The organism is Mucilaginibacter sp. P5_A4, from assembly GCF_056400605.1.
On sequence record NZ_JBFUKX010000093.1, the window covers coordinates 1 to 6,101 of the forward strand.

Below are 6,101 nucleotides of genomic sequence, written 5' to 3' on the forward strand. Positions count from 1 at the left end.
GCCATCCTCCTGCTCACCGGTAGTAATTGTATCAATATTGCTATCCTACTTATATTTTTACTGTTGTTTGCCTTCAAAACCAATCGCTACCAAAAAAGCCTGATTGTGGTTTGTCTTGTTTTCCTTGGAGTTTTCATGTCGAAAATATCTCCGCAAAATAACAAATATGCCACAAATGCAATAGCCATATTGCTTCATAAAGATCCCTCCGTAGCCAAGCCTTCGGTATGGGCAAACGTACCAATCAATTTACGACCAGATAGTGTACTGAACGCCGATGAACGTAAACAAAAAACGGCTATAACATACTTAGACGAGCTTTATGTGGCTACACATCCGGTACGCGCAACAAAGCCCAATGATACGGTTTATGTAATTAGTGGTGGACGTATAGCCATTAAAGGGCCTAATATTCATTCGGCCCCATACCAAAGCAGTACTCAAACGCCTCCTGAGCAAAAACAGCTTGTACAATTTATTGAAACACATAAAACAGAATTACCGTTTGCCGGTGGTGAAGTTGCCCAGCCACCGGTGTTTACAGGCAAGCTAATTGGCTTTTTACAAACTGTTGATTTTTTACGCCAACATTTAAACAAGTTAATTACCGGTATAGGCATAGGTAATTTTTCGTCAAAACTGGCTTTCAGAGCTACCGGGCTTGGTTTTGCGGGCGGCTATCCGCATAAATTGGTTTATATCGATCATGATTTTATGGTAAACCATCTTGATCTCTATCTTAATTATTTCAGCAAAAGGGCGGGTTTTCACTCCCTGACCAACAGTCCATTTTCTGTTTACGATCAATTACTGGCCGAATACGGATTAATTGGACTTGCAGGATTTTTCATTTATTACCTGGGCTTTTTTGCTAAACATTACAGCGTTTTAACCTATGGTCTGCCCGTTTTGCTTTTGATGCTGGTTGCTTTTTTTATAGAATACTGGTTTGAGCAACTTTCTGTAGTAGTGTTTTTTGAACTGTTGCTGCTGCTCAATTTAAAAGAGTCCCAAACCATAAAACCGTTGACAAATGAACTTTGAAGTCCCAAAAATAACGGTTTTAATGCCTGCCTATAATGCAGGCAAGTATATAGGCGCTGCTATTGAATCGGTGTTACAGCAAACGTTTATTGATTTTGAGTTGCTGATAGTTAATGACGGCTCAACAGATGATACCGTTGAGGTTATCAGTGCATTTAATGATCCCCGGATAGTGGTGATATACCAGGATAATAAGGGTGTTGCCCAAGCACTTAATTATGGATTAAAATATGCCCGTGCCCCATTTATAGCCCGTTTTGATGCGGATGACATTTGCTACCCCGAAAGGCTGCAGCAGCAGTATGATTTTATGATAGCCAATCCCGGGTATAGCATTATCGGTTCGGCAGCCGATTATATTGATATGGACGGGCTTTATCTTTTTACACACAAACCACCGGGATTTAGTAATGAGGAGATACAGCAGCTTAAATATTCGGTTTGCCCGTTTATACACTCCTCCGTTTTCTATAAAAAGGACCTGGTTATTAGTAAGGGTGGCTATAATGAGCACGCCTATACCTTTGAAGATCATTTTTTATGGGTAAATATCCTGAAAGATCAAAAGGCATGTAATCTTGCACAATCACTTATCAAAGTAAGGCTTAACCCCGAATCCATTACTATTGATGAAAAGTGGCGGCCTCGTAAATTCAGAGAGATCAAGTACTCCACCCTTAAAAATCGCACTATCGGCATAAAGGAGGGCAGCTTATTGGCCGGGATTGGTGAAAAACAATATTCTGCTAAAATTAAACAGAGCTCCTATTATGCACTTTGTGGTAAAAAGCTGCTGCTCAATAATTTTCAGCCACAAAAGGCGCGCGCGTATACTGCAAGGGCTATCGGCATATCTCCGCTTAGATTTGATAATTACCTGTTGTATACCGTTAGTTATTTTCCATCGAGCGTAATCACCTGGTTACACAAATTTGTTTCGGGAGGAGCAGTATTATGAACGTAGCATTCATAACGCGATCCACATTGTACACCGTTCCTGGCGGCGATACCGTTCAGGCTGTGCAAACCGCCCGTCATCTCACGTTTATGGGCGTTACTGCCGACATAAAGTTAGCTAACGAACATATTAATTATGACAGTTACGACTTGCTGCACTTTTTTAATCTTGGTCGCCCTGCCGATATTTTACACCATAGTCAAAAAGCTCATAAACCTTATGTGATCTCAACAATATTATGCAATTACAGCGAGTTTGATCAGCAGCACCGCAAAGGGTTAGGCAGGCTGTTGAGGTACTTACCGGCAGATGGTGTTGAATATGTTAAAACAATAGCAAGGTTCCTGCTCGGCCGTGACAGAATGGCCAGCATGGCTTATACATGGAAAGGTCAGCGTAAAAGTATCATGGATATTTTAAGTCATGCCGCTATGATATTGCCTAATTCACAGTCAGAATATCAACGGGTATTAAGCAACTATCCGGGCGAAGTAAAGTGTATGATAGTACCCAACGGTACAGATCAGCATTTGTTTAAATATGATGATACGGTAATTAAGGAGGAAAAACTGGTTGTTTGCGCTGCGCGGATAGAGGGTGTAAAAAACCAGTTGAACCTCATCAAAGCCCTCAATAATACCGCCTACCGCCTGCTGCTTATTGGTACATATGCACCCAACCAGGCGGCTTATTACCGGGAGTGCCGGGATATTGCTGCAGATAATATTTATTTTATTGACCAGGTGCCGCAATATGAGCTGGTAAAATATTATGCCCGTGCTAAAGTACATGTATTGCCCAGTTGGTTTGAAACTACCGGTTTAAGCTCAATAGAGGCAGCCCTTATGGCTTGTAACGTGGTTATCAGTGATAAAGGTGATGTAAGGGAATATTTTGGTAAAGATGCCTTTTATTGCAACCCTGCTTCACCGCAAAGTATACTCGATGCTGTTGAAAAGGCAAGCCGATCGCCTGTTAATGAGCATTTGAGAAATAAGATCCTTCAAAATTATACCTGGAAACAGGCTGCTACACAAACTTTAAAAGCATATCAATCTGTTATAAAATGAAACTACGTATTGCAATATTAGGAACCAGAGGTATCCCCAATTATTACGGAGGATTTGAGCATATATCGGAATATGTATCAGATGGCCTGGTAAAACGCGGCCACTCGGTGACCGTTTATAATTCGCATAACCACCCTTATACAAAGGATAGCTGGAACGGTGTAGAAATAAAGCACTGTTATGATCCTGAATACCTGATAGGTACCGCAGGCCAGTTTATTTATGATATGAATTGCCTGCTTGACGCCCGTAAAAGAAATTTTGATGTGGTATTAATTATGGGTTATACCAGCAGCTCGGTATGGGGCCCCATTTATCCAAAAAACAGCGCCATTGTTACCAACATGGATGGAATGGAATGGAAAAGGTCAAAGTATTCTAAACCAGTACAAAAATTTTTGAAATATGMCGAAAAACTGGCAGTGCAGTATAGCGATTCCTACGTTGCCGATTCGAGGGTAATAAAATCATACCTGAAGGATAAATACAACATCAACAGTAAGTATATTCCATATGGCGCCGATGTTTTCACAGAAATTGAACGCGAACAATATGATTTTACACAGGCCCTTAAAGAGGACTATTTTTTGCTGATGGCCCGCATGGAACCGGAAAATAATATTGAAGCCATATTAGAGGGCTTTAATAAAAGTAATTCGGCTAAAACATTTAAAGTTTTGGGCGATACCAGTAACCGCTTTGGCAAGTTCATCACCAACAGATTTGCAAACGATGAGCGTATCCAGTTTAAAGGCGCCATTTTTGATACCCCTAAAGTTCGCTCATTACAAAACAACTCCTACCTGTATTTTCATGGTCACAGCGTTGGTGGCACAAATCCATCCCTTTTAGAAGCTATGGCCAGTGAAGCTTTAATAGCAGCGCATAATAACCCTTTTAATAAATCGGTATTAAATACTGATGCGTTTTATTTTTCAAATGCAGCGGAGGTAACCCAACTGGTAGAGAACGTTCAACGCAAGGACCTTGAAAAAAGCATGGTGATGAATAACCTCGATAAAATAAAATTCCAATTTAACTGGGAACGGGTTATTGATCAGTACGAGGAATTTATTATAGAGAGCTATAAACATAAAAACCATGAAGCAATTGTTGCTGATATGCGATAATAACGCCAATAAGATAAGCTACTATCACGTTATGTTGCTGATGGCCAGCCTGCCGTTCGATAGGTTTTACAGCCATATCATACTGATAAGCCTTATAGTTCATACCCTTATACACCTTCAAAAAGGAAGCCTGGGATCGGTCTTTACTATAAAAACGGCTGTGATACAGTCTGTATTTTTAGTTACATTGATAGCTACCTCCTATACGCTTTACCGCCACGAAGCTTTTGGCGAGCTGATGTTACGCTTACCAGCTTTGCTATTTCCTGTGGTGTTTGCGCTCAACAGTCTCGATCTGAAAAAATACAGAGCAAATCTATTGCTGGCCTTTGCCATGGTTGGCACGGCTACTGTAATTTACTTATATGCTGATGCGCTTGTAACCATAAAGTACTATCATTTACCCATAAAAAGTATTTTTTCAAAAGCATTTACCAATCATAATTTTTCGGAACCGATTGATATGCATGCTACCTTTTTTTCATTTCAACTGGTTATTGCATTGGTATACCTGCTAACCCTTTTGTTTAAACCCCTGGTACAACCTTTAAAAATATTTTATAGTGTCTGTAGCTTTATATTGTTATGCGGGCTTATACAACTAAGTTCAAAATCCATATTGGCTATATTGTTCCTGGTTATTAACCTGGTACTTCCATATTGCATGCTCCAGGGTAAAAAACGACTAATATTTATATTAGCAATGCTCATCATATCAGCTTCAGCATTTACTGTAGTTTTAAATGTTTCATCATTCAAAGAGCGCTATATAACCAGTTTAAAAGAAGATCTTACTATTGCAAAACCAGGTGGAAGCACCAATCCCCGTATGGCACGCTGGCATGTAGTGACTACGCTGATAAAACAGGAACCATTAATTGGCCATGGTTCGGGCTCAGAAGTTCCGATGTTACATGACGCGTTTTTTAAAGTTAAACTGTACAGTGCGTTTCTTGCTGGTTTAAACTCCCATAATCAATACCTCAGCTTTTTAGTAAAATCGGGCATATGGGGATTACTTGTCTATTTGCTTACGCTGGGTTACGGGTTCAAAATAGCCTTTAAGAAAAAGGACTTGGTGTTTATCAGTTTTATGCTGGTAATAGCTGTTGTGTCCCTGTCAGAAAACGTGCTGGATGCAGATAAAGGAGTTATGTTTTACAGCTTTTTCTTTACTTTTTTACTGTTTTCTGATAACTCGAAAGCGCTTTCCGTTACTGGCAAAAATAAAGATGAGGAATATTTAAAAAAGATGGCAACCAACAGTTTAGCAGTTACGTCATACTAATATATGCAAATTCGGTCCGTTTTTAGTCAACATTTAACCATCAACACAGTGTCAGAAATCAAAAAGAACATATTAGCTACCCTAGCCTATTTTGATGCGTTTAATTACCCGCTTACCCACGATGAAGTTTGCCTGTTTTTGCCTGTAAAATATGATTGCAAAATGTTTGATGACGCATTAACTTACTTGATGAGCAGTCGGTTAATATTTCGTTTCGACAAGTTTTACACCCTTAAAAATGATCCATATCTGGTGCAGCGCCGCAACAAGGGGAACCAAAAAGCTTTTGAAATGATAAAAACCGCCCGTAAGGTTGGCAATTGGCTAATTAAGTTTCCTTATGTGCGTGGGATTGCTATTTCGGGCTCCCTGTCAAAAAATTATGCAGACGATGAATCAGATATTGACCTTTTTATTATTACAGCCCCCAACCGCCTTTGGATTGCCCGTACGCTGATGCATTTTTTTAAAAAATTAACCTTTTTGGTTAATCAGCAGCATTGCTTTTGCATGAACTATTATATTGACGAGAGCGGGCTTGAAATTGCAGAAAAGAACATTTATACCGCTACCGAAGTAGTAACACTGATACCAATACAGGGTGATACCAC

At 39.8% G+C, this 6,101-nt stretch carries 6 protein-coding genes; all 6 read left to right on the forward strand.

Annotation, left to right across the window (positions count from 1 at the left end; translation table 11 throughout):
• The coding region (locus tag AC1DQW_RS27000; protein ID WP_477456894.1) for a hypothetical protein at positions 1-1,044 on the forward strand (1,044 nt) is incomplete at its 5' end.
• Positions 1,034-2,002, forward strand: coding sequence for a glycosyltransferase family 2 protein (locus AC1DQW_RS27005; protein WP_477456895.1), 969 nt, complete (start codon positions 1,034-1,036; stop codon positions 2,000-2,002). The genes AC1DQW_RS27000 and AC1DQW_RS27005, both read left to right, overlap by 11 nt.
• Positions 1,999-3,072 carry a glycosyltransferase family 4 protein gene (locus AC1DQW_RS27010; protein WP_477456896.1) on the forward strand — a complete coding sequence of 358 codons (1,074 nt, stop codon included), beginning with the start codon at positions 1,999-2,001 and terminating at the stop codon, positions 3,070-3,072. Before AC1DQW_RS27005 ends, AC1DQW_RS27010 begins: the two co-directional genes overlap by 4 nt.
• Positions 3,069-4,202 (forward strand): DUF1972 domain-containing protein, encoded by a 1,134-nt coding sequence (locus tag AC1DQW_RS27015; protein ID WP_477456897.1) that lies wholly within the window; start codon positions 3,069-3,071, stop codon positions 4,200-4,202. The genes AC1DQW_RS27010 and AC1DQW_RS27015 overlap by 4 nt, the downstream gene beginning before the upstream one ends.
• Positions 4,174-5,490: an O-antigen ligase family protein gene (locus tag AC1DQW_RS27020; RefSeq protein ID WP_477456898.1), complete on the forward strand. Its 1,317-nt coding sequence runs from the start codon at positions 4,174-4,176 to the stop codon at positions 5,488-5,490. Before AC1DQW_RS27015 ends, AC1DQW_RS27020 begins: the two co-directional genes overlap by 29 nt.
• Positions 5,491-5,538: 48 nt before the next feature.
• On the forward strand, positions 5,539-6,101 hold a 563-nt coding region (locus tag AC1DQW_RS27025; RefSeq protein ID WP_477456899.1), incomplete at its 3' end, for a hypothetical protein.